General features: G+C 63.4%; 16 protein-coding genes. 11 read left to right on the top strand and 5 right to left on the bottom strand.

From position 1 onward, the window contains the following. Position 1: 1 nt before the first annotated feature. On the bottom strand, positions 2-565 hold the full coding sequence (gene ahpC / locus BUA26_RS12120) for an alkyl hydroperoxide reductase subunit C (RefSeq protein ID WP_072761039.1): 564 nt from the start codon (positions 563-565) through the stop codon (positions 2-4). A gap of 303 nt (positions 566-868) precedes the next feature. Between ahpC and prpB the strand changes: the two genes are divergently transcribed. Next, the gene (prpB, locus tag BUA26_RS12125; protein WP_072761041.1) at positions 869-1,759 is read left to right on the top strand and encodes a methylisocitrate lyase; all 891 of its coding nucleotides are present in this window, start codon (positions 869-871) and stop codon (positions 1,757-1,759) included. A gap of 69 nt (positions 1,760-1,828) precedes the next feature. Continuing rightward, positions 1,829-2,980 (top strand): bifunctional 2-methylcitrate synthase/citrate synthase, encoded by a 1,152-nt coding sequence (gene prpC, locus BUA26_RS12130; RefSeq protein ID WP_072761043.1) that lies wholly within the window; start codon positions 1,829-1,831, stop codon positions 2,978-2,980. 83 nt (positions 2,981-3,063) lie between these two features. Here prpC and BUA26_RS12135 read toward each other — a convergent pair whose 3' ends face one another. Next, entirely contained in the window at positions 3,064-3,750 is a 687-nt protein-coding gene (locus BUA26_RS12135; RefSeq protein ID WP_072761565.1) for a TerC family protein, read from the bottom strand. 275 nt (positions 3,751-4,025) lie between these two features. Here BUA26_RS12135 and BUA26_RS12140 point away from each other — a divergent pair, with 275 nt between their 5' ends. The 3 genes from BUA26_RS12140 to BUA26_RS12150 all read left to right on the top strand — a co-directional run bounded on the left by BUA26_RS12140 (position 4,026) and on the right by BUA26_RS12150 (position 7,915). Next, entirely contained in the window at positions 4,026-5,477 is a 1,452-nt protein-coding gene (locus BUA26_RS12140; RefSeq protein ID WP_072761044.1) for a bifunctional 2-methylcitrate dehydratase/aconitate hydratase, read from the top strand. Between the two features lie 342 nt (positions 5,478-5,819). Next, positions 5,820-6,983, top strand: coding sequence for an OmpA family protein (locus BUA26_RS12145; protein ID WP_072761046.1), 1,164 nt, complete (start codon positions 5,820-5,822; stop codon positions 6,981-6,983). 161 nt (positions 6,984-7,144) lie between these two features. After that, complete coding sequence (locus BUA26_RS12150) at positions 7,145-7,915, top strand: pseudouridine synthase (RefSeq protein WP_255368304.1); 771 nt, start codon at positions 7,145-7,147, stop codon at positions 7,913-7,915. Between the two features lie 88 nt (positions 7,916-8,003). Here the strand turns inward: BUA26_RS12150 and kbl are convergent, their stop codons facing one another. The 3 genes from kbl to tdh form a co-directional block, all read right to left on the bottom strand. Beyond that, a complete protein-coding gene (gene kbl / locus BUA26_RS12155; RefSeq protein WP_072761050.1) occupies positions 8,004-9,203 on the bottom strand; it encodes a glycine C-acetyltransferase in 1,200 nt (399 codons plus the stop codon). A 74-nt stretch (positions 9,204-9,277) separates the two neighbouring features. Then, positions 9,278-12,904, bottom strand: a complete 3,627-nt coding sequence (locus tag BUA26_RS12160; protein ID WP_072761052.1) for a DUF748 domain-containing protein — start codon at positions 12,902-12,904, stop codon at positions 9,278-9,280. 176 nt (positions 12,905-13,080) lie between these two features. Further along, positions 13,081-14,103, bottom strand: a complete 1,023-nt coding sequence (gene tdh / locus BUA26_RS12165; protein WP_072761566.1) for an L-threonine 3-dehydrogenase — start codon at positions 14,101-14,103, stop codon at positions 13,081-13,083. A gap of 229 nt (positions 14,104-14,332) precedes the next feature. Here tdh and BUA26_RS12170 point away from each other — a divergent pair, with 229 nt between their 5' ends. From BUA26_RS12170 to hflC, 6 genes are all read left to right on the top strand, one after another. Beyond that, on the top strand, positions 14,333-16,495 hold the full coding sequence (locus BUA26_RS12170) for a S46 family peptidase (RefSeq protein ID WP_072761054.1): 2,163 nt from the start codon (positions 14,333-14,335) through the stop codon (positions 16,493-16,495). Positions 16,496-16,653: 158 nt separating this feature from the next. Further along, a complete protein-coding gene (gene miaA / locus BUA26_RS12175) occupies positions 16,654-17,619 on the top strand; it encodes a tRNA (adenosine(37)-N6)-dimethylallyltransferase MiaA (protein WP_072761056.1) in 966 nt (321 codons plus the stop codon). 160 nt (positions 17,620-17,779) lie between these two features. Then, positions 17,780-18,061 carry an RNA chaperone Hfq gene (gene hfq, locus BUA26_RS12180; RefSeq protein WP_072761058.1) on the top strand — a complete coding sequence of 94 codons (282 nt, stop codon included), beginning with the start codon at positions 17,780-17,782 and terminating at the stop codon, positions 18,059-18,061. Positions 18,062-18,118: 57 nt separating this feature from the next. Next, positions 18,119-19,420, top strand: a complete 1,302-nt coding sequence (hflX, locus tag BUA26_RS12185; protein ID WP_072761060.1) for a ribosome rescue GTPase HflX — start codon at positions 18,119-18,121, stop codon at positions 19,418-19,420. A 161-nt stretch (positions 19,421-19,581) separates the two neighbouring features. Further along, positions 19,582-20,661: an FtsH protease activity modulator HflK gene (gene hflK / locus BUA26_RS12190; RefSeq protein ID WP_072761062.1), complete on the top strand. Its 1,080-nt coding sequence runs from the start codon at positions 19,582-19,584 to the stop codon at positions 20,659-20,661. Next, on the top strand, positions 20,661-21,527 hold the full coding sequence (gene hflC / locus BUA26_RS12195; RefSeq protein ID WP_072761064.1) for a protease modulator HflC: 867 nt from the start codon (positions 20,661-20,663) through the stop codon (positions 21,525-21,527). The genes hflK and hflC overlap by 1 nt, the downstream gene beginning before the upstream one ends. Positions 21,528-21,623 lie beyond the last annotated feature (96 nt).

A 21,623-nucleotide genomic window follows, 5' to 3' on the forward strand; every position in this document is an offset into this window, starting at 1 on the left:
TTTAGATCTTGCCGACCAGGTCCAGCGACGGCGCCAAGGTCTTCTCGCCTTCCTTCCACTTGGCCGGGCAGACCTCGCCCGGATGGGAGGCAACGTACTGGGCCGCCTTGACCTTGCGCAGCAACTCGGACGCATCACGGCCGATGCCGCCGGCGTTGATCTCGACGATCTGGATCTTGCCTGACGGATCGATCACGAAGGTGCCGCGATCGGCCAGGCCCGCTTCCTCGATCATCACGCCGAAGTTGCGGCTGATCGCGCCGGTCGGATCGCCCACCATCGTGTAGTTGATCTTCTTCACCGCATCGGAGGTGTCGTGCCAAGCCTTGTGGGCGAAATGGGTATCGGTGGAGACGGAGTAGATCTCGACGCCCAGTTTCTGGAATGCGGCGTAGTTGTCAGCCAGATCCTCGAGCTCCGTCGGGCAGACGAAGGTGAAGTCGGCCGGGTAGAAAAACACGACGGACCACTTGCCCTTCAGGTCGGCATCGGAAACTTCAATGAACTGACCGCTTTTGAGCGCCTGGGCCTTGAACGGTTTGATTTCGGTGTTGATCAGCGACATCGTGGGTTTTCCCGTGGTGGTTGAAAGCGAAGTGAGAGGATATGGGGTTTTAGGCGATTAATCTAATTGATTGTCGGCATCGCATCGATCGTCTGTGACTATCAAGATGGATCCGGGCCAAGTCCGCCGTCTGTCCAACGCCAGGTGTGTCGATCTGTTCCAGAGAACGCTTCTTTTCCGGTGCGCGGGTGCGCTGGCGCTCGTACACGTGGGCGGCTTGTTTGGATGACCGGTCCCTCTCGAATACGGCGCGTGAGGAGCACACGCCGCAGTGCGCTAAAATGACCGTTTTGCGGAGGTGACATGACACAGCCAGCATCCCCCGGCGCGCGCTTCCGCGCCGCCGTTGCCGAGGAACAGCCGCTGCAGGTCGTCGGCGCGATCACCGCTTATGCCGCACGGATGGCCAAGCGCAGCGGCTTCAAGGCGATCTACCTGTCCGGCGGCGGTGTCGCCGCCAACTCGCTGGGCATGCCGGATCTGGGCATCAGCTCGATGGAGGATGTACTGATCGACGTCCGCCGCATCACCGATGTGTGCGATCTGCCGCTGCTGGTCGACGTGGATACCGGTTGGGGCGGGGCGTTCAACATTGCCCGCACCGTGCGCTCGATGATCAAGGCTGGCGCTGCCGCCTTGCATATCGAGGACCAGGTTGCTGCCAAGCGTTGCGGCCATCGCCCAGGCAAGGCGATCGTGTCGAAGGACGAGATGGTCGATCGCGTGAAGGCCGCGGTGGACGCGCGCAGCGACGAGCAGTTCGTGATCATGGCGCGGACCGACTCCATCGCGGTGGAAGGTCTGGAGCCGGCTATCGAACGTGCGCAGGCCTGCGTCGAAGCCGGTGCCGACATGATCTTTCCGGAGGCGATCTACACGCTGGAGCAGTACCGGCAGTTCAAGGCGGCGGTGAAGGTGCCGATCCTCGCCAACATCACCGAATTCGGCCAGACCCCACTGTTCACCCGCGAGGAACTGGGTGGCGCGAACGTCGACATCATCCTGTACTGCTGTGGCGCGTACCGGGCGATGAACAAGGCGGCGCTGAATTTCTACGAGACAGTGCGCCGCGACGGCACGCAGAAGGCGGCCGTGCCCACCATGCAGACGCGCGAGGAGCTGTACGACTATCTCGACTACCACGCCTACGAGCGCAAGCTCGACGAACTGTTTGCCGGTGGCAAATCCGACTGATTGACTGACGCGTACATTCCCTGGCTGTGCCGGCGTGCCGGCGCATCTTCATTGATCGAGGTTCCATCCATGAGCGAAACCACGCAAACGCTGCCCAAGGCCAAGAAATCCGTTGCTCTGTCTGGCGTGGCCGCGGGCAACACCGCACTGTGCACGGTCGGTCGCAGCGGCAACGATCTGCATTACCGCGGCTACGACATCCACGATCTGGCTGCCAAGGGCTGCTTCGAGGAAGTAGCGTATCTGCTGGTGCACGGCGTATTGCCGACCTGGACCGAGCTGAACAACTATCGCGCGCGGCTGAAACGCCTGCGCGGTCTGCCGGCGCCGGTCAAGGCCGCGCTGGAGTTGCTGCCGGCCGCCACCCACCCGATGGACGTGATGCGTACCGGCTGCTCGATGCTGGGCACCGTTCTGCCGGAGAAGGACGACCACAACGTCACCGGCGCACGCGAGATCGCCGATCGCCTGATGGCCAGCTTCGGTTCGATGCTGCTGTACTGGTACCACTTCAGCCACAACGGCAAACGGATCGAGACCCAGACCGACGACGAATCGATCGCCGCGCACTTCCTGCACCTGCTGCACGGCAAGAAGCCGAGCGAGTTGCATGCACAGGCGCTGGACAAGTCGCTGGTGCTGTACGCCGAGCATGAGTTCAACGCCTCGACATTTGCCGCCCGCGTGATCGCCGGCACCGGCTCGGACATGTACTCGGCACTCACCGGTGCGATCGGTGCGTTGCGCGGTCCGAAGCACGGCGGCGCGAACGAAGTGGCGATGGAGATCATCGCGCGCTACCGCAGCGCCAATGCCGCCGAGGCCGACATCCGCGCCCGCGTCGAGCGCAAGGAAATCATCATCGGTTTCGGTCATCCGGTGTACACCGTGTCCGATCCGCGCAACGAGATCATCAAGGAGATCTCGCGCAAGCTGTGCACCGACGGCGGCAATCCGACCCTGTTCGAGGTTTCCGAGCGGATCGAGAAGGTGATGGCCGAGGTCAAGAAGATGTTCCCCAACCTCGACTGGTTCTCCGCCAGCGCGTATCACATGATGGGCGTGCCGACCGCGATGTTCACGCCGCTATTCGTGATCGCGCGCACTTCCGGCTGGAGCGCGCACGTGATCGAGCAGCGCGAGGACGGCAAGATCATCCGCCCCAGCGCGAACTACACCGGCCCGGAAGACCAGGCCTACGTGCCGATCGACAAGCGCTGAACCGACGCGCTCAGACAAGAAGGGAGCCGCAAGGCTCCCTTCTTCATGTCACTACGTATGGGATGGCCTCAGCGGGTGAGTCTTCAACTGCTGGCCTTCAACCGCTGTCGCCGTCGCTGCATCAGCCAGCCGCCGCCGCAAATGCCGATCACCAGCAGCGCATCCATTGCGTACTTTACCCAGCTGCGCGCGTCGAACCAGCCACTCAACCAATGATCATGCGAAATCATTCGGCCGGCGGTGAACGCGATGGCACCGGCGCCGATGTACATGATGATGGGGAAGCGCTCGATCAGTTTCAGGATCAGGGTCGAACCCCAGACCACCAGCGGTACGCTGACCAGCAGGCCGATGATGACCAGGCTGAGATGCCCTTTCGATGCACCGGCAATCGCCAGCACATTGTCCATGCCCATCAGTGCATCGGCCACGATGATCGTGCGCAAGGCGCTCCAGAATGTATCGCTGGCACAGACATGCGGATCGCCGTCGGTATCGTGGCGCAGCAACTTCCAGGCGATCGGCAACAGCAATACGCCACCGATCAGCATCAGTCCCGGCAACTTGAGCAGATAGACGACGACGGCGGTGAGTGCGAAACGAACCGCGACAGCGCCAAACGTACCCCAGAACACGGCCCTTTTCTGCATCGCCTTCGGCAAGCGGCTGGCTGCCATGGCAATGACGATGGCGTTGTCGCCCGCCAGCACCAGATCGAGCAGGATGATCGCCAGCAAGCCGGAAAAAAAGTCGGTACCAGTGAATGCCATGCGGAGTTCCATGCGCGTCGGACAATGCAGTGGACACGGACGCGCGCGGCCCGTAATCCACCGCAAAAGTCTCGTTCGCAGCATGACTGCCGAGGTGACCGGAGCGAAGCGTCGCTCGTGTTGACGATCACCGCACCGGGCAGATGAACTTGCGCCGGGAACTACTCCCCTTTGGGATGTGTTTCCTGATTGTCGGGGGCTGGGTGGCCGCGGTCAAGCAACGCGGGAAGCGCCAGTCGGCTAAAATGGGCGTTTCCTCTGTCGCGAGATCCATCATGAGTGCGCATGACATCCGTTCCGCCGTCCGTCCCGATCCCGACCAGCCACTGGTCGATATCGCCGATTACGTTGTCGACTACCAGATCGACTCGAAGGAGGCTTACGACACCGCGCGCTATATGTTGCTGGACTCGCTCGGCACCGCGATGCTGGCAATGAAGTTTCCGGAATGCGTGAAGCATCTCGGCCCGCTGGTGCCGGGTGCGACGCTTCCTGGTGGCGCGCGCGTACCAGGCACCAGCCATGAGCTGGATCCGGTGCAGGCCGCGTTCGCGATCGGTACGCAGATCCGCTGGCTGGACTTCAACGACACTTGGCTGGCAGCCGAGTGGGGTCATCCGTCGGACAATCTGGGCGCGATCCTCGCCGTGGCCGATTACCTGAGCCGCAAGGCCGAGCGTGAAGGCGGCCAGCCGCTGACCGTGCGCGATGTGCTCGGTTATGCGATCAAGGCGCATGAGATCCAGGGCTGCTACGCGCTGCTGAACAGCTTCAACCGGGTGGGCCAGGATCACGTGATCCTGGTGCGGCTGGCCTCTACCGCCGTGGCCACCGCGATGCTCGGCGGCGACAAGGAGCAGATCACCACCGCCGTGTCGCATAGCTGGATCGACAACGGCGCGCTGCGCACCTATCGCCACGCGCCGAACACCGGTCCGCGCAAGAGCTGGGCTGCTGGCGATGCCTGCCGGCGTGCGGTGACCCACGCGATCAATGCGGTCTATCGCGGAGTGGTCGGCTATCCCTCGGCCCTATCGGCAAAGACCTGGGGCTTCTACGACGTGGCGTTCAAGGGCAAGGCGTTCGAGTTCGAGCGGCCGTTTGGCAGCTATGTGATGGAAAATGTCCTGTTCAAGATCAGCTTCCCTGCCGAGTTCCACGCCCAGACCGCGGTGGAATGTGCGATGCAGTTGCATGGTGAAGTTGTCGACAGGATCGATCAGATCGAGAAGATCGTCATCGAGACGCAGGAGGCCGGCTGCCGCATTATCGACAAGACCGGCCCGCTGGCGAATTACGCCGATCGCGACCATTGCATCCAGTACATGGTGGCGGTGCCGTTGATTTTCGGGCGTCTGGTGGCCAGTGACTACAATGACGACGTCGCTGCCGATCCACGCGTCGACGCGCTGCGCGACAAGATGACGGTGGTCGAAAACCCGCAGTTTACAAAGGATTATTTCGATCCGGACAAGCGTTACATCGGCAATTCGGTGCAGGTGTTCTTCAAGGACGGAAGCAGCACCGGAAAGGTTTCGATCGATTACCCGATCGGCCATCGCAAACGCCGTGCCGAGGGTATCCCCGTGCTGCTGCAGAAATTCGAAGCGGCCATGCGCGACCATTTGCCGGCACATCGGGTCAAGGCGATCATGGCGGCAACCAAGGATCCGGCGACGCTCGATGCCATGCCGCTGCAGCGGTTCCTGGCGCTCTTCACGTTGTAAAGACGGCGTGAGTGGAATATTAAGGCGGGATCAGGAGTGGAAGCGGCTGTTGACCCTGTCGATCGGTTTCAGTTTCGACCGAGCGGTATGTGTGAGTGGTAGTTACCGAAGAATTTGACGGCGCACAAGCCAACAAACTTTTCTGAATGGAATCTCACCGGGATTTAGTTCCATAGCGCTAACGCACCAATAACTTAACAAGTTTGCTACACTCGCCACCGCTTGCCGCAGAAACGCCAAGCAGGGGCTGTAAATGCTCTGAGTGACGTAGTTCAGTTCTGACGCGCGACTTCCGGTTGGGGTTGAACGGACGCGAAACCTAATAAATTGAGGAGACACCTGATGAAACGTAAGGGCTTGTATTTTCTTATTGCGCTGGCCCTGGGCGGCGTAGGTGCCGTTCATGCGCAGGACACCACTGCACCGGCCGCAGCACCGGCAGCTGCTCCGGCATCCTCGGATACGGCCACTTCCAGTTACGATGATCGTTGGTATATCGCGCCGACCATCGGCGGTTATTACAACGACACCGACCGCAACACCAACAGCCGGCAGATCTATTACGGTTTGGGCGTAGGTCGTTTCATCGCGCCGAACGTGTCGATCGACGCTTTCTTCGACCGCACCAGCCGCAAGCTTGATAACAGTGTTGTGAATGGCGGCACTGGCCACTCCCATAATCGCTGGTCCAACAACAATGTCGGCGCAGTGGTCCGCTTCTATGCCGGTGACTGGAATGCATGGCGTCCGTACCTGCTCGCTGGCGTGATGGGCAGCAATCATCATTCCATGTTTGACAAGGGCTGGTCGCCGGCGGCTGAGCTGGGTGGTGGCGTGTCCAAGACGATCACTGACAGCTCGGACATCCGCGTCGAAGGTGGCTACCGCTATGACTGGGACGACAAGACCCAGCCGGCGAAGAATGGCTACGGCGACTGGTTCCTCGGCTTCAGCATCGTGTCGCGCTTCGGCGCCCCGGCAGCTGCTCCGGCTCCTGCGGCAGCAACCCCGCCGCCGGCGGATTGCTCGACCAAGGACAGCGACGGCGACGGTGTGAACGATTGCGACGACAAGTGCCCGGGTACGCCCGCCGGCACGATCGTCGGCCCCGACGGTTGCCCGCAGAAGGTCGTGATCGACCTGCGCGGCGTGAACTTCAAGTTCGATCGCCCGAAGAAGAATGAGACCGATATTTCGAAGTCGCTGGCTGAGCCGAGCGCCGACTCGATTGCGGTCCTGAACCAGGCTGTCGATACCTTGCAGCGCTACCCGCAGGTGCACGTGACGGTTGCCGGTTACACCGACTCGGTGGGCACCGATGCGTACAACCAGGGCTTGTCGGAGCGTCGCGCCTCGATCGTTTACAACTACCTGACCAGCCACGGCATCGACGCCAGCCGTCTGGAAGGCCCGATCGGTCACGGCAAGAACGATCCGATCGGTGACAATGCTACCGACTCCGGTCGTGCGCAGAACCGTCGTACGGAACTGCAGGTCAAGCAGTAATCGAACCGCGGTAAAGCAATATAAAAAAACCCGGCTTCGGCCGGGTTTTTTTTTGATTTGTCGAATGACCTACGCCAAGCTGTGATGCCCCCGCTCAGGATTGGACCGCCATATCGGTTTGATCCTTGTGGCGTTGTAGCTCCGGCTTATACGCTAGCGCAATGCCTCGCCCCCCTTTTCATTCCGCGCGGTCCGCTGCGCCCGTGCCACATCCTCCGCGGCATGGATTGGCGCGCGTCCTGTCCAAGCTGGGTGCCTGTTCGCGCAGTCAGGCTGAGCAATGGATACGCGCTGGCCGCGTCAGTCTGGATGGGCGTGTCGTGCGCGACCCTTATCACCCGACGCTGATCGACCGCCAGCAGGTTGCAGTTGACGGCCAGCTGGTGAAATCCGCCGAATGCATCCATGTAGCGTTCAACAAGCCGCGTGGGCTGGTGGTCAGCGCAGCCGACGAGCAGGGGCGCGCCACGGTTTATACGGCGCTGGCCGCTGCCGGCTTGCCGTGGCTGGGACCGGTCGGCCGGCTGGACAAGGCCAGCGAGGGCTTGCTGTTGTTGAGCAACGACACCACCTGGGCTGCGGGAATCACCGATCCGGCCACGCATCTGGACAAGACCTACCACGTACAGGTGGCCGGCCAGCCGGATGCGACTGTGCTGGCGGCGATGCAGGCGGGCATCAACGATGCTGGCGATCTGCTGAAGGCGCGGCGGGCGACGCTGCTGCGTGTCGGCGAGAAGAACGCGTGGCTGGAAGTGGTGCTGGATGAAGGCCGCAACCGGCACATCCGTCGCCTGCTGGCGGCGTTGGGTTTCGATGTGCTGCGGCTGATCCGGGTGGCGATCGGACCATTGACGCTGGGTGAGTTGGCAAAAGGCCAATGGCGGCGACTGAGTGCTGACGAAGTCAGAGCTCTCGATACCCGCAGATGACACAGGGTAGGGTGGCTTTAGCCGCGACGCTCCTGTTCAACCAAAAGGCATCGCGGCTGAAGCCGCTCCTGCACGGAATTCGGCCAGATCAGCCGCCGATCACACCCAGCTTCCGACCCACTTTGGTGAACGCGGCAATCGCGTGATCGAGATGCTCGCGGGTATGCGCCGCGCTCATCTGCGTGCGTATCCGCGCCTGGCCTTGCGGCACCACCGGATAGAAGAAACCGGTGACATAGATGCCTTCCTCCAGCAAGCCGGCAGCCATCGCCTGTGCCTGTTTCGCGTCGTAGATCATCACCGGCACGATCGGGTGCACGCCCGGCTTGATGTCGAAGCCGGCCGCGCTCATCTGCTCGCGGAAATAGCGGGTGTTCTCCTTGAGCATGTTGCGCATGTCGCCGGCGCTGCTCAGCATATCGAACACCTTGATGGCGGCGGCAACCACATGCGGCGGCAGCGAGTTGGAAAACAGATACGGGCGCGAGCGCTGGCGCAGCAATTCGATCACTTCCTTGCGGCCGGTGGTGAAACCGCCCAACGCGCCCCCGAGCGCCTTGCCCAGCGTGCCGGTGAAGATGTCGATCTTGTCCATCACACCGTGCACTTCGGCCGCACCGCGGCCGGTGTCGCCGAGAAAGCCCGTACAATGGCATTCGTCGATATGCACCAGCGCATTGTATTTCGCGGCCAGCACCGTGATCTGGTCCAGTGGCGCGATGAAGCCGTCCATCGAGAACGTGCCGTCGGAGGTGATCAGCTTGGTGCGTGCGCCGGCTGCATCGGCGGCCTGCAGCTGCTTCTCCAGATCAGCCATGTCGCTGTTCGCGTAGCGGAAGCGCTTGGCTTTGCACAGGCGAATACCGTCGATGATCGAGGCGTGGTTCAGTGCATCGGAGATGACTGCATCCTCTTCACCCAGCAGCGGCTCGAACAGTCCGCCATTGGCATCGAAGCAGGCCGCGTAAAGAATGGTGTCCTCGGTGCCGAAGAACGCGGCGATCTTCGCTTCCAGTTGCTTGTGCAGATCCTGTGTGCCGCAGATGAAGCGCACGCTGGCCATGCCGAAGCCATGCGTGTCGAGCGCATCCTTCGCCGCCTGGATCACCGCGGGATGATCGGCCAGGCCAAGGTAGTTGTTGGCGCAGAAATTCAGTACCTTGCGGCCGCCTTCCAGCGTGATCTCGGCGGACTGCGGCGAGGTGATGATGCGCTCGGCCTTGAACAGGCCCTGCTCGCGGATGGATTCGAGTTCGCTGGCGTAACGCGCCTTGGCTGTATAGGTCATGGGGGGATTCCGGCCGGGAGCAAAGCGCCATTGTAGGGCGCCGGCCTCCTTCTGCGCATGCGCAGCGAGCGGACTCAGTGCAGGCCGAAGTCCGCGCGGGTGGTTTTTCCCTTGTCGTCGATGCCCTCCGCGGTGAGCTTGGATTGCTTGACGGAGACCCGCTTGTCATCGAGCTTGCCATGCAGCCAAGTCTGCACGGCGCTGGCACGGCGCTCGGCCAGGGAACGCATGGCGGCAGCGTCCACGCTGACATGGGTCTCCAGCAGGCTGCGCATTTCGTCCGGCTCCAGCGACCTGTTGAGGCCGATGAGGTTGTGCGGCTTCTCGAAATCCGCGTGCTTGTACGCGCGCTTGAGAAAGTGCTCGTATTCGTCGGGCGTGATCGACAGCGCGGCCAGTGTGGCTTCGGGTGCGTTGGCATCGGGCTTGCCCCCGGACTGGTCGGCCAGTTTCTCGCGACGGACCAGATTGTCGACAGTCACCTTGCGTAGGCCATCTTCATCCTTGGACGGGTCGACGCGACCGGTGATATCCAGGTTGAGCGAAGGCTTCTTGCTGAGCATGCTCACAATCTGCCCCAAGCGATCCTGGGCGTGCCCATCCAGCACGGCCGATCCTGGCGCGAACTCGACATAGCCCAGGTCTTCGTGGCTGCCACCGCCAAAGGCCGAGGCGAGCAGACGGAACGGTGCCGTGGCAGCCCGCGCGATGAGGTTGCCGAACGCGCGCCAAATCATCCCGCCCAGGCTGAACTGCGGATCGTCCAGCGAGCCGGACACCGGCACGTTCACGTCGATATTGCCCTCGGTGTCCTTGAGCAACGCCACCGCCAGCTTCACCGGCAGGTGCGAGATGCCCGGGCTCGTCATGCGATCGCCGAAGGTCAGCTGCGTGATGAAGATATGGTTGTCGGCGCTGAGCTTGCGCTGGTCCAGCATGTAATGCACATCGACCGTGAGCTTGCCTGCCGTGATGGGGTAGCCGGTGTATCTGCCGGAATAGGCGCTGAGCCGGGTCAGTTCGACGTCGTTTGCCTTGCCCTTGATGTCGAGAAAGGCCACCGGCGCGAGCGGGTTGATGGTGCCGTCGATGTCCACCGGCGAGTTGTCGTCCAGCTGTGCCTGCACGGCCAGATCGGCTGGCGGGTCGCCGGCCGTGGTACCGAAGGCGCCGACCTTGCCGGTGAGCTTGGTGAGGTTGGCGGTGTAATTGGGTTTGATGAAATTGTCGGTGTAGTTGAGCTGGCCGTTGACCAGCGTGATCTGGCCGATATGGATGTCTGCGGCAGGCGTCGCCGCTGCAGGCGCTTGTTGCGGTGTCGGCGCCGCAGTAGGGGCATTGTTCTCGGCGCGGGTCACCGATACCGGTGCCTGTGCTTCCTTGGCGATCACATCGGACAGGTTCAGCCGGCCATTGCTGTTGACGATGACGCGGGCGTAGAAGGCATTGAGCACCAGGCCACCCAGGTGCATGCGTGGTATGCCACTGCCGTAGCGCAGGTCGATATTCGAGCCGGCCAGCGAGCTCCAGCGCATGAGATCGTCGCCGGTGAGTTTGTCCTGCACGCGCACCTGTTCGAACGCGGCGTCACCTTTGTAATTCAGTTTGGGCTGGGAGGTGCGGCCGTCGTAATGCAGCTTGCCTTTGCTGCTCAATCGCGCGCTGGTGACATTCACGTTCAGGGGGACACTGGCGTAGGGCACGAAACCGGCGATGTCCAGTCGCCTGGTGGTCAGCTGCAGATCGGCGACGGTGGGCAGCGGCTGCAGTGCGCCGTTCGCCGCGAACGTACCTTTGCCCAGGCTGCCTTCAAGCTTGATCTGCCTAGGCTGGTTGAGCTTGTCACTGAGCCCTTCGATACCGCCTTTGATGGCGTCGATGAACAGTACGGCCGGCTTGCTGCCGTCGAGCGTCTGGTCCGCGAGGCGCAATGACCCCTTGTCGATGCCGAGGTGCGCGATGCTCCAGTGCCATGCAGGGCTGTCGTCATGTTTCGTGGGCGCGGCGCCCTTGGCGGCGAGCAGCCGCGTCAGGCTGATGCGGCCGTCACGCTCGCGTTGTGCATCGATCTGCAAGCCACCGGCGGTCACTGCGCCCAGCTGCGCCTCATGGCTGGCCAGATCGAGATGGACGATGTTTGCATCGAGCTGCTGCCAGGCCACCGGAGGGGCGTGGCCTTTGGCCTGGGGTTCCAGCGCGAAGTCGGTGATGCCGAGTTGGGCAGGCTCGATGTGCAGGTTGATCGCGTTGCCCCAGTCAAGCCGCAGCTGGCTGGTGACATCGAGCTTGCCCTTGGCGATGCGGGCGGCCACGCTGGAAGCGGCCAGCGCCTGCAATGGCACCACGTCCACCTGCTTGAGGCCCAGCGTGCCGGTGTAGCGGCCGGTGTGGATATCCAGATCGCCACGCGCGGTGATGTCGCCGCCGTTGAGCCTGCCGCCGAGATCGAGCTTTGCTGCCGGTGCGGCGAGCGTGGCTATGCCGCGCAGGTTGCCGTGCAATTGGGCAAGGTGCAGCACCGCGTTGTTGGCGTCGGTGTAGTTGAGCTCGCCGTCGTCCAGCGACAACGAGGCGATACGCGCGTCGGTCGGCACCGCCTTTTCGTCCTTGCTGGCCGGGGCCGGTGAAGCCATGAGCGTGTCGAAGTTGCTGTGGCCACCAGGATGCTGGGTGTAGAACACCGAGGCGTGCTGCAGCTGCATGGCGCCGAAGTGATAGCGCGAGACCAGCGGCTGTACATCGGCCAGCTCGATCGTGCCGTGGCCGAGCCGCGCGATGGCGTCGCCATTGCTGCTGTTGAGCGTAAAGTCGTCCAACTGCAGGTGCCCGGTGAGCTGTACCTGCGGTGTCGGCTGGACCTGCACGAAATGCAGCGCCAGCTTGCCGCTCAGCGTGCCCTTGGGAATCGCCACGGGCAGCGGCTTCGGCGCATAGCCCAGATAGCGCGGCAGGTCGAGACGGTCGAGCTGAAAGTCGACGGTGGACTCGCGACTACTGGCAAATGGCTTGGTCCGGCCCTCGATGCGCAGCGGGCTGCCGTCCACTGTCATGGCCAGCAGCGGTTGCACGAAGATGTCGGTGTCGCTGGGCAGATTGGCCAGAAACGGAATGCCCAGATCGAGATGCTCGATATGGTGCTGGCTGCCCAGCACGCGATCGTCAAAGCGGACGTCGCCATTCTGGATGCGGATGTTGGACAGGGCGAATCGCGCCGGCTTGCTGTTCGGCGACGATGGCTGCGCGGTGAAGCGATCGATCAGGTCGGAGAAGTTGAAACGCTGGTTGGCCTCGCGTGTGATGGCGATGCGTGGGCCGTCAAGTTTCAGCTCGTCCAGCACCGGCGCCAGGCGGAACAGCGAGCTCCACGAGGCATTGATCCCCAACTGGTCGATGTCGACGAACGGGGCTTGGCCGTCCGGGTCGGGCAGATGTAGTTTCTCCACCTGCAGGTTCAGCGTGAACGGGTTGAACCGTACCTGTCCCAGCGTGAGCGGTCGCCCCAGCATCGCCACGGCGTGATTCTGCAGATAGTTGCGCAGCAGCGGCGGCACTGCAAAGAAGCCGAGCAAGCCGTACACCAGCACCAGTATGGCCAGGACGAGCACGGTGCGGCGGGCGCGGTGCGAACGACTGGCGACTTGCGCCCGCGCACGTGTGGAATCCCAGAAGGCGCGAAGACGCGACGAGCTCGACCCGGACATACCGACTCCATGGAAATGCTTGTTGGGCTGGTTCGATCCGGCACCGCCCGCCTCGGGTGGCGACGACCGAAGCTGCAAAATCTACTGCCGCGCGGCTTAATGCAAGTGCTACCGCGCGATCCCCGTTACCGGGCCCGGAGGTCACTCCCGGGCATGTCGGCTACTCGCCCGATGAATCAGTTCCAGGAGCAGACGACCTTGCCGCAGGTGCCGGCGTCCATCAGGTCGAAACCCTTCTGGAAGTCATCGATATGGATCTGGTGGGTGAGCACCTTCTGCAGCGGAAAGCCGGTCAGCACCATCTGGGTCATCTTGTACCAGGTCTCGTACATGCGCCGGCCGTAGATGCCCTGCAAGGTGAGGCCTTTGAAGATCACCTTGTCCCAGTCGATGCCGGCACCGCGCGGCATGATGCCGAGCATCGCGATCTTGCCGCCGTGGTACATGCAGTCGAGCATGTCGCCGAACGCGCGCGGGTTGCCGCTCATCTCCAGGCCCACGTCGAAGCCTTCGATGTGCAGGTCCTTGACTGTGTCTTTCAGCGACTGCTTGGAAACGTTGACCACGCGCGTGGCGCCCATGTCGGCAGCGAGTTTGAGGCGATAGTCGTTGACGTCGGTCACCACCACGTTGCGCGCACCGACATGCTTGGCGATGCCCGCCGCGATGATGCCGATCGGGCCGGCGCCGGTGATCAGCACGTCTTCGCCGATCAGGTCGAACTCCAGCGCGCAGTGCGCGGCGTTGCCATAGGGATCGAAGAAGGCGGCCAGCTCGGACGGAATCTGGTCCGGAATCGGCCACAGGTTCGAGGCCGGCATGGTCATGTACTCGGCGAACGCGCCGTTGCGGTTCACGCCGATGCCGATCGTGTTGGGGCACAGATGCTGGCGGCCGGCGCGGCAGTTGCGGCAATGGCCGCAGACGATGTGGCCTTCAGCGGAAACGCGGTCGCCGATCTTGTAGCCGGTCACGCCCGGTCCGATTTCGACGATGCGGCCGACGAACTCGTGGCCGATGGTGAGGCCGGGCTTGATCGTGCGCTGGCTCCACTCGTCCCACTTGTAGATGTGCAAGTCGGTGCCGCAGATGGCTGTCTTCTCCATCTTGATCAGCACTTCGTTCGGGCCCACCACCGGCAGCGGCACCTCTTCCATCCAGATGCCCTGTTCGGGCTTGCGCTTGACCAGGGCTTTCATCGTCTGCGACATGGGAAATCCATTGTTTGGCCCGCGTGGCGGGCAGGAAGACGGCAATTATAGAGGGATCGTCCCGGGCACCGAAGAGGCACGGCTGGCATAACCACGGGCTGTGGACCCTGCCGAAAGTCACTATCGCCGTGGCGCGGGTTTGCGGCATAAAGGCGAACTCATATCGCAAGAAAATACGATATGACTTGATACCAGTCCACATTGGAAGGAGTTACCCATGCGTCGTGTTCTGCTCGCCGCCGCGCTGACCGCCTGTCTCGCCGGTACCGCCCATGCCGTCGAAGGCATGTGGCAGCCCGCCCAGTTGCCGAAGATTGCCGACACGTTGAAGCAGCACGGCCTGAAGCTCGACCCGGCCAAACTGACCGATCTGACCGCCTATCCGATGGGTGCGATCGTCAGCCTCGGTGGCTGCACCGCCTCGTTCGTGTCGTCCGATGCGCTGATCGTCACCAATCACCACTGCGGCTACGGCGCGCTGCAATACAACTCCACGCCGCAGAAGAACCTGATCGTCGACGGCTTCCTGGCGAAGACGCCGGCGGAGGAGCTGCAGGGTTCGCCGGACATGCGCGTGTTCGTCACCGAGGAAATCCGAGACGTTACCAAGGAGGTCAACGCCAAACTCAACGACGGCATGAGCGGCGCCGAGCGCTATAAGGCGATCGAGCTGGCGATCAAGGAGCTGGTGAAAGGCTGCGAAAGCGACGGTTACCGCTGCGACGTCTACACCTTCCATGGCGGCTACAGCTATCAGCTGATCAAGCAGCTGGAGATCAAGGACGTGCGCCTGGTCTACGCGCCGCCGGAGTCGATCGGCAAGTTCGGCGGTGATATCGACAACTGGATGTGGCCGCGCCACACCGGCGACTTCAGCTACCTGCGTGCGTATGTCTCGAAGGACGGCAAGTCGGCCACCTACGCGAAGGACAACGTGCCGTATCACCCCAAGCACGTGCTGAAAGTGAACCCGCTCGGTGTCGAGAACGGCGACTACGTGATGGTGGTCGGCTACCCGGGCCGCACCAACCGCTACCGCCTCGCCGATGAAGTGCAGAACTCGATCGACTGGGTCTACCCGACCCAGATCAAGGTCTACCAGGACACGCTCGACATCATCAACACCGCCGGCAAGGCCGATCCCAAGGTCGCCGTGAAATACGCCAGCATGGTCGCCAGCCTCAACAACTATCTGAAGAATTTCGGTGGCCAGCTCGAAGGCCTGCGCCGTGCCGACGCGGTCGACGTCAAGCGCACCCAGGAAGCCCAGCTCGAAACCTGGCTGAAGCGGCAGGGAGGAGCGGAGAACACCGCACTGGCGGCGGATATCGGCAAGCTGCGGCAGCAGATAGCTACCGACCAGGCGGATCGCGAGCGCAATCTGGATATCAGCCTGATCAACCGTGCGTCGATGTTCAGCACTGCGGTGCGGTTGGTGCGTCTGGCGAAGCAGCGGCCGAAGGCGGATCTCGAGCGCGACACCGGCTACCAGCAGCGCGACTGGGTACGCATCGAAGGCGGCTTGAAGCAGATGGAGCGCCGCTTCGATCCGAAGGTCGACCAGCAGCTCATGGTTTACGGCCTGCAGCGCTATGTGACGCTGCCGAAGGCGCAGCGTCTGCCCGCGCTGGACGCGTGGCTCGGCGATGCGAAGACTGCGGCGCAGCTAACCCAGAAGGTCGCCGCGCTATATGCCGGCAGCCAGCTTGCAAATACCGATGAGCGCCTGAAGTGGTTCAAGGCGGACAGCGGCGCGATCGAGGCCAGCAACGACAGCATGCTCGAGCTGGCCCGCGCGGTTCAACCTCAACTCAAGAAGCTGGAAGACGACATGGACGCGCGCGCCGGCGAGATGAGCAAGCTGCGTCCGCGCTACATGCAGGCAATGATCGCGTGGAAGGACTCGCAGCACCTGCCGGTCTATCCGGACGCGAACAGCTCGCTGCGCGTCACCTTCGGCAATGTGCAGGGCGTCGCGCCGCGCGACGGCGTGAGCTACGCGCCGTTCACCACGGTGCAGGGCATTCTGGAAAAAGACACCGGCGCCGAGCCGTTCAACTCGCCAAAGGCCGAACTCGCCGCGATCAAGGCGAAGGCATTCGACGGTTATGCGTCGCCGAAGCTGGGCACCTTACCGGTTGACTTCCTCGCCGACCTCGATATCACCGGCGGAAACTCCGGTTCGCCGGCCATGGACGCGAACGGGCAGCTGGTCGGCCTGGCGTTCGACGGCAACTGGGAGTCGGTCAGCGGCGACTGGCTGTTCAACCCGCAGCTCAACCGTTCCATCCAGGTCGATGTGCGCTACATGCTGTGGGTGATGCACCACCTCGATCACGCCGACAATCTGCTGAAGGAAATGGGAGTGCCGGCGAAGTAAGTCATTGCATGCTTCCTATTTGCAGAAGCAACTTTGTGGGAACGACTTCAGTCGCGACAGGGCTAGCGCGACATCTGACAATCACGACTGAAGTTGTTCCCACGAGGCCACTGTGTCATCGAAGAACTTTTACCTGCAGCAGCCTCTAAACTCTTGCGATGCCGATCGACGTCCGCCCCCTCGCCATCTTCCTGATGGGTCCCACCGCCTCCGGCAAGACGGCGCTAGCGTGCGAGCTGAGCGAGCGCTTTGCGCTGGATCTGGTCAGTGTGGATTCGGCGCTGGTTTACCGCGGCATGGACATCGGCACGGCGAAGCCCGATGCGACGATCTTGGCGCGCTACCCGCACGCATTGATCGACATCCGCGATCCCGGCCAACCGTATTCGGCGGCGGACTTCCGTGCCGATGCGTTGCCGGTGATGCAACAGATCAGTGCGCGGGGCAGGGTGCCGCTGCTGGTCGGTGGCACCGGACTGTATTTCCGGGCGCTACAGCACGGACTGTCCGATTTGCCGGAGGCCGATCCGGAGATCCGGGCGCGGCTGTCCGCGGAAGCCGAACAGATAGGCTGGCCCGCCATGCATGTGCGACTGGCGCAACAGGATCCCGCAGCAGCGGCACGGATCGGCTGTAACGACGCGCAACGCCTGCAGCGCGCGCTGGAGGTGATCGAGCTGACCGGCCGGCCGTTGTCCGAACTGCAACGGGGCGGCGCGGCGGGGTACTTCCCGTGGCGCGTGCTCAAGCTGGCGCTGCTGCCCGAAGACCGGCGGGTCCTGCACGAACGCATCGCCCAGCGTTTCGACATCATGTTGGCGGCGGGTTTCCTCGACGAGGTTCGCGCATTGCGCGCACGCGGCGACCTGCATGCCGAGCTGCCGGCGATCCGCGCCGTCGGCTACCGGCAGGCATGGGAGCATCTGGACGGCCTGACCGACCCGGCCGAATTTCGCGACAAGGCCATTTTCGCCACCCGTCAGCTGGCCAAGCGCCAGATCACCTGGCTGCGCAGCGACTACGGCGCCCGCCTGTTCGATCCGGATCGGCCCGGTCTGGCTGTGCGCGCTGCCGACGCCGTGCAACTGTTTCTGGGTGGCCGGGATCAACCGACCGAGCCATAACGGCCGGATCGCGTCGCCGGCGTGACCCAGTGCACTTGCGCCACGCAAAAATCCCCTTTCATCAAGTATTTGAAAGCAGCTAACATCCCCGCATGTTGGGCCGGGGCGCCTCTGGCGTTTTTTCTTCGGTCTGTGTGCCGTGGCAAGGGGAGAACAAGAAATGTCCAAGGGACAATCGTTGCAGGATCCATTTTTGAATGCATTGCGGCGCGAACGCGTGCCGGTCGCCATCTATCTGGTCAACGGCATCAAGCTGCAGGGGACGGTCGAGTCGTTCGACCAGTTTGTCGTGCTGCTGCGCAACCAGGTGAGTCAGATGGTCTACAAGCACGCCATTTCCACCGTGGTACCGAGCCGCAATGTGCGTATTGGCAATGGCCACGACGGTCATGAAGGCCATGAAGGTCACGACGCGCCGGCATCCGCCGACGCGGACGCTTGATAGACGGGGCATCCGCCCGCATGAAGTGGGTCTGCTCCTGAAGGATCGCACCCACTAGTGTTCGATAGAAAAGAGAAAGGCGACCGCGCCGTCCTGGTCCTGCCGCACTCGCGCGGCGAAGGCGATACGGCGCGCCGTGCCGAGGAATTCGCCGAACTGGTGAAGTCCGCCGGCGCCGACGTGCTGGGTGTGGTCGCGGCCCGCGTCGAGGATCCCAACCCGCGTTACTACATCGGCAGCGGCAAGGCGGACGAAGTCGCCGAGGCGGCGCGTGCGCTGGAGGCCGACGTGGTGCTGGTCGACCACGTGCTCACCCCGGTGCAGGAACGCAACCTCGAGAAGCATCTGGGCATCCGCGTGGTCGACCGGGCTGGCCTGATCCTGGACATCTTCGCCCAGCGTGCGCGCTCGCACGAAGGCAAGCTGGAAGTGGAGCTGGCCCAGCTCAAGCACCTGGCCACCCGCCTGGTGCGCGGCTGGACCCATCTGGATGCCCAGCGCGGCGGCGCCATCGGCAACCGCGGCCCCGGCGAAACCCAGCTGGAAACCGACCGCCGGTTGATCGGCGTGCGCGTGAAGATGCTGACCAAGCGGCTGGAGAAAGTGCAGACCCAGCGCGGTCAGCAGCGCCGCTCGCGCTTGCGCAACACGGTGCCGCAGGTGGCCTTGGTCGGCTATACCAACGCCGGCAAGTCGACCCTGTTCAATGCGCTGACCACCGGCGACGTCTACGCTGCCAACCTGCTGTTCGCCACGCTCGATCCGACCGTGCGCAAGCTGCAAGACCTCAGCTGCGGGCCGGCCGTGCTGGCCGATACGGTCGGTTTCATCCGCGAGCTGCCGCATGATCTGGTCGCCGCGTTCCGCGCCACCCTGGCCGAGGCTCGCGATGCGGATCTGCTGCTGCATGTCAGCGATGCCGCCGACGAGGAGCGCGAGCGCCTGCACCGCGTGGTCGACAACGTGCTGGAAGAGATCGACGCCGGCGACGTGCCGCAGCTGCACATCATGAACAAGATCGACCTGGCCGGTGCCGAGCCGCGCATCGACCGCGATGCCGCCGGCAAACCCGTGCGGGTCTGGCTGTCCGCCGCCACCGGCGTCGGCCTCGATCTGCTGCGTCAGGCGCTGGGCGAACTGCTCGGCGGCGAACGGGTGCAGTCGGCGCTGCAGCTGCCGCTGACGGCCGGGCGGTTGCATGCGCGGCTGAAGGCAGCCGGTGCGATCAGCGGCGAGACGGTGGACGAGCACGGCTGGCAGCTGCGCATCGACGCACCGCGCAGCGTGATCGCACCGCTCAGCGGCGGCGATCCCGCCGAAACCCTGCTGCTGCGCGAGCTGCTCGCCGTGGCGGAATGAGGCGCCGGCTCTGCTAGAATATCCAGCGTTTGTGCGGCCAACTCCCCATCGGGTCGTGCACCATCGACAGCTCAGGCTGAATCTCATGTGTAACCCGGTCCGGCGCCAAGACATGTTCCGGCCGGGGTTGCCGGCCTCCGACGGCCTCAAGGAGACTGACAGTGGCATGGAATGAACCCGGCAAGAACGGGCAGAACGATCCGTGGAACAGGAAGCGTCCCTCCGGCAAATCGCCGCTGGACGACCTGCTCAACAACGCTAAGAGCCATCTGGGCAGGCTGGGGCAGGGTCCCGGCAGCATCCTCCTGGCCGTGCTGGTATTGGTGGTGGTGTTCCTGCTGCTGAGCAGCTACACCGTCGTCGGTGCGCGCGAAGCCGGCGTGGTGCTGCGCTTCGGTCAGTACTCGCGCACGCTGGCGCCGGGCTTCCACCTGAAGCTGCCGCAGCCGATCGAGTCGATCACCAAGGTCGAGGCCACGCGGATCCGTTCGGTCACCGACAAGGTGGCCATGCTGACCAAGGACGAAAACATCATCACCATCGACTTCACTGTGCAGTACCAGGTGGACGATTCGCGCAAATACCTGTTCTCGCTGAACGACCCGGACGGCACCATCGGCGCCGCGGCCGAGGCCGCCGTGCGCTCGGTGATCGGCAGCAGCGACATGGACCAGATTCTGTCCGCCGCCGGCGCCAGCCTGGTCAGCGAGGCCCAACAGGCGTTGCAGAAGACGCTGGACGGCTACGACTCCGGCCTGCGCGTCACCGAGGTCAGCTTCCAGAACGTGTCCCCGCCGAACGAAGTGAAGGACGCCTTCGACGACGTCAACAACGCCCGCGAGGACAAGCAGAGCATCGAGAACGGCGCCCTGGCGTACGCCAGCAAAGTCGTGCCGGTCGCGCGTGGCGACGCCGCGCGCATCGCGGCCGAGGCCTCCGGTTACAAGGCGGCGCGGATTGCCCGTGCGCAAGGCGACACCGCGGGCTTCAACCTGATCCTGGCCCAGTACAAAGCCGCGCCGGAAGTGACCCGCAAGCGCCTGTGGCTGGAAACCATGGAGCAGGTGATGGCCGACAACCCCAAGGTGATCGACGGCTCCGGCGGTCGCAACATCATCAACCTGCCGATACCGCAGGGCGCGGCGGCGACGCCTGAAGCCGGTTCGGCTTCGGTCGGCGCGATCGTGCCGACGCCGGCACCGGCCGCCGGCAACGCGGCCGACAAGGGGACGCAGCCATGATGAAGATCACTTCCGCCGTCATCGCGCTGCTGCTGATCCTGCTCGGCCTCAACAGCATGTTCGTGGTCGGCGAAGGGCATAGCGCCCTGCTGCTGCAGTTCGGCCGCATCGTGCACACCGACTACCAGCCGGGCCTGCACTTCAAGATTCCGGTGCTGCAGCAGGTGATGCATTTCGACAAGCGCATCCTGTCGCTGGACGCGCCGCCGGAGCGCTATTTCACCTCCGAGAAAAAGAGTGTCAACGTCGACTTCTACGTGAAGTGGCGCGTGGCCGACAACGCCGCGTACTACCGCGCCACCGGCGGCGATGAGCTGATCGCGGCGCAGCGGCTGACCCCGATCGTCAAGGACGCGCTGCGCTTCGAATTCAACGCGCGCACCTTGCCCGACCTGATCTCCGGCGGGCGCAAGGACATCACCGAGCGCGTGCGTGCGCAGACCGACAACTCGGCGCGCAAGAACCTCGGCATCGCTGTGGTCGACGTGCGCATCAAGCGCATCGATCTGCCCAACGAAGTCAGCGAATCGGTCTACAAGCGCATGCGCGCCGAGCGCCTGCAACTGGCCAACGAACTGCGCTTCACCGGCCAGGAATCGGCCGAGACGATCCAGGCCGATGCCGACCGCCAGGGCCAGGTGCTGCGTGCCGACGCCCAGCGCGACGCGGCCAAGATCCGCGGCGAAGGCGACGCCCAGGCGGCGGCCGTCTACGCCCAGGCGTATAACCAGGATCCCGAGTTCTTCGCGTTCTATCGCAGTCTGCAGGCGTACAAGAAGTCGTTCGAGGACGGCAAGGGTGTGCTGATCATGAAGCCGGACGACGAGTTCCTGCGCTACTTCGGCCAGCCCGCGGCCAAGCGCTGAGCCGACGGAATTCGGCACGGTATTTCGAACTATCCGTCATTCCGCCGCAGGCCGGAATGACGAGCAAACATTTGACGATGCCCATCCGTGGGCATG

Origin of the sequence: Rhodanobacter sp. OK091 (genome assembly GCF_900142825.1) — a bacterium.
Classification (GTDB): Bacteria; Pseudomonadota; Gammaproteobacteria; order Xanthomonadales; family Rhodanobacteraceae; genus Rhodanobacter.